3 protein-coding genes are annotated in these 3,104 nt (G+C 40.7%); 1 reads left to right on the plus strand and 2 read right to left on the minus strand.

Annotation, left to right across the window (positions count from 1 at the left end; all coding sequences use genetic code 11):
• Together ACFIO3_RS10700 and ACFIO3_RS10705 are read right to left on the minus strand one after the other, a co-directional pair.
• Positions 1–506 (minus strand): biotin/lipoyl-binding protein (locus ACFIO3_RS10700; RefSeq protein WP_375704441.1); only part of this gene is annotated, 506 nt, incomplete at its 3' end.
• The gene (locus ACFIO3_RS10705; RefSeq protein WP_375607788.1) at positions 496–2,163 is read right to left on the minus strand and encodes a peptidase domain-containing ABC transporter; all 1,668 of its coding nucleotides are present in this window, start codon (positions 2,161–2,163) and stop codon (positions 496–498) included. The genes ACFIO3_RS10705 and ACFIO3_RS10700, both read right to left, overlap by 11 nt.
• Positions 2,164–2,417: 254 nt before the next feature.
• Here ACFIO3_RS10705 and ACFIO3_RS10710 point away from each other — a divergent pair, with 254 nt between their 5' ends.
• The gene (locus tag ACFIO3_RS10710) at positions 2,418–3,014 is read left to right on the plus strand and encodes a hypothetical protein (RefSeq protein ID WP_375607787.1); all 597 of its coding nucleotides are present in this window, start codon (positions 2,418–2,420) and stop codon (positions 3,012–3,014) included.
• Positions 3,015–3,104: the final 90 nt, after the last annotated feature.

Consider the following 3,104-nt stretch of genomic DNA (forward strand, 5'->3'; position numbering starts at 1 on the left):
TTTAGCGCTCTTAATTTATCTTGGAGAGATTGAAGGGTAGCGCTAATGAGTTTTTCACCTTCTATTCTTGCAGTCGTGTTGCCAGAAGGAGGAGCTGGCAGATAGGCAAGCCCTTTGGTCACAAAATCTTTATCCAAAGGATCACTTTCATGCAAAGCTGTTAAAATAGCTGTTGCGATTTGTGCTTGAAGAGTTTGTTGCGCGATATCTGCTTGAACACGTGCGCACTCATTGAGGGCTTCACGGGGATCTAATTGAATAAGGAGATCCCCTTGATGAACAAATTGCCCTTCTTTTACAAGGATTTTTTCAATGCGTCCTGTATTTTGCGCTTGGACAAGCTGAACATAGGTGGTGGGAATAACACTTCCTTGCCCCCGTGCAACAATCTCTGTTTTTGCGATAAAGCTGCCGATCACAATAAAGAGAAATAAAGCAATCAAAACAGCAACCACCATATGAAGCGTTGGTGACAAAGGGCGCAAATAGGGAGCTTTATCTGCCATTTTTTGCCTCCAAATCAGTAAAGTTTAAGACGGTTGCATGCTGAGGAAAGAGGTCACTTTTGTGGGTAATAACAAGAACAATACGATCTTGTGAAAGTTTATATAAATGCTCAACAATTTGTGCACTGACAGCGTCATCCAATGCGGAAGTAGGTTCATCCAAAATAAGAAGGCTTGGGTTTATCAGAAAGAAACAAGCCAAAGCCAAGCGTTGGCGCTGACCACCTGATAAAAAACCACCTTGCTCTCCTACTTGAGTATGGAGTCCTAGAGGCAACTGAGCAATCAAATCATGGCAAGCACTAATATATAGTGCAGCGTCAATTTCATCTTTAGTGGCATCTGGTTTTGCAAGAAGCATATTCTCAAGAATGGTTCCGGAAAAAAGGCAAGGATTTTGAGGAAAATACGCGATAGTTTCACGCACGCTACGGACATCAAAATTCTGTAAAGGTTGGGCGTTAATCAATATCTTTCCGCTTGTTGGGGGGTAGAGTCCACAAAGGAGCTTCGCCAAGGTTGTTTTTCCGCACCCTGAAGGACCAAGTAACATAATTGGTTGCCCAGGTTGTAAACAGATATCAAGATGATTGATAATGGACTTATCTCCATAAGAAAAACAGAGATCGTTGGCTTCAAGATGAGGAGGAGCACTGAGTTGAAGAGGCGGCTTTTCTTCTTCCCATTCTGGAGGGGAGTTAAGAATATCGCCCAAACGAAGACGAGAGATTTTCAAATGCTGCCATTCTTCCCATAGGGATGCAAGGCTTAAGATAGGACCAGAAACATTGCCTGCAAGAAGATGAAAGGCAATAAGTTGCCCTAGCGTAATCTGGTTTTGAAGAACTGCTTGAGCACCAAAAAAGATAATAAAAATAGTGAAAAGATCACCAAAAATATGGCTCATGGCTCCATTGAGAAGATGCAATTTACTGGTTGTAAGGCTTTGATCCAGACTACGTGCTAGAGTTTCTTGCATGCGTACCGTATGAGCAGCTTCTTTTACGTGTGCTTTAATGGCTTCAAGATTGGTAAAACTTTCAATAAGGCGCGATTTATGGACAGCTTGCAGAGTGAAAGAACGGCGTAATTGGTGGCGCAAGAAGGGACCGACCAACGCTAAAGAACCCATTTGTAAAGGTAAAATGATAAGGACAATGAAGGTCAGTTTCGGACTAATGGAAAAGAGTGCAACAATATAAATAATGGCAAAGAGAACATTTAGCACAGTTGTGGTGATGGTTCCTGTTAAAAAACCGCGAATTGTATCAACCTCTCCAATACGTGAAAACAATTCTCCCACTTGCCAACGGCGTAAAGTGGGCAAAGAGAGACTTAAAAGATGGGTATAAATGCGCCGTCCAAATTCTAGCGTAAGCCGATTGGCTAAATAAGCTCCTAAATAACCTGATAGAGTGCTAAGAGCTGTGCTAAACAGCATGATAGCAACCATCAAGACAACGATAGCATAGAGACTTTCAATACGCTGAAAAGGGAGAATACGGTCAATAATCGCTTGAAAAATAAAAGGATTTACCAAGCCCAACAAACGCAAAACAACAGCAACGCAACTGAGTTCGATGACATAATAAATATATTTCTTTGTTGTTCTTGTAAACCAAGAGAAGGCTACAGGTTTTTCTTGTGAATGACTCATTTGATTTTATGATTTTGTTTAAGAGAAAGAGCGATGGATGTCGCATATTTAAACAGTATTGTAAATAGTATTATTACTCAACAAAATATACATTTTGTATGAATATAATATAAACATAATGTATTTATTATTTATACAGTATTTTTATTATTATTTTTACAACTTATGTTTGACTTCTTATAAAGTAAGAAGTAAAGAATTTCTCACTGCATCATTATGATACAGTTGTTTCTAATAATAAAAGGAGGATTTAAATGGGTAGTTCAAGCTCATCGCATGATTCAAGTAGTAGTTCACATCCAAAAAGTTGGCTTTTTCCAGAAGAAGATGATTGTAGCGCAGGTGCTCATTCCCAAGCAGCAGGTGCAGGTGGCATCGTAGGAGAATTAATAGGAGGTATTGCTGGTGCAGTTGGAGGTCTTTTTTCTGGACCCGGAGGTGTTGGTTCTGGCTTTGTCAATGGAGCAATAGGAGGTGGACTAGCAGGAGCTGGTGACGCTGTGGTAGATAAATACAATAAATGCTATACGGCACCAAGGTGTGAAACAAGCGATTATGTTGAAGCAGCTGCCATACACGGAGGCATAGGAGCAGCAAGTGGTGCATTATTGGGGCCGGAAGTAGCACTAGCAGGCGGATTAGGAGGAGCTGCTAACGGTTTGATAGATAAGTACAATGAATGCCATCCGAATCCAAGTTGTGAAGCAGGCGATTATGTCGAATCAGCAGCCATAAAGGGAGGCGCAGGAGCATTAATTGGTTTATTAAGTGGTCCGGAAGGAGCAGTCGCAGGCGGAGTAATGGGAGCTGTTAGCGGTTTGATAGATAAGTACAATCAATGTCATCCGTAAAGTGGAGGGACATTGTTTCTAATTTATTTAGAAAATAGCTAGTAAGATATTTCTGAGATCAGTGATATTGTAAACATACTTTAAAGCTAT

It is taken from the genome of Bartonella sp. AD328YNZD, from assembly GCF_042196425.1.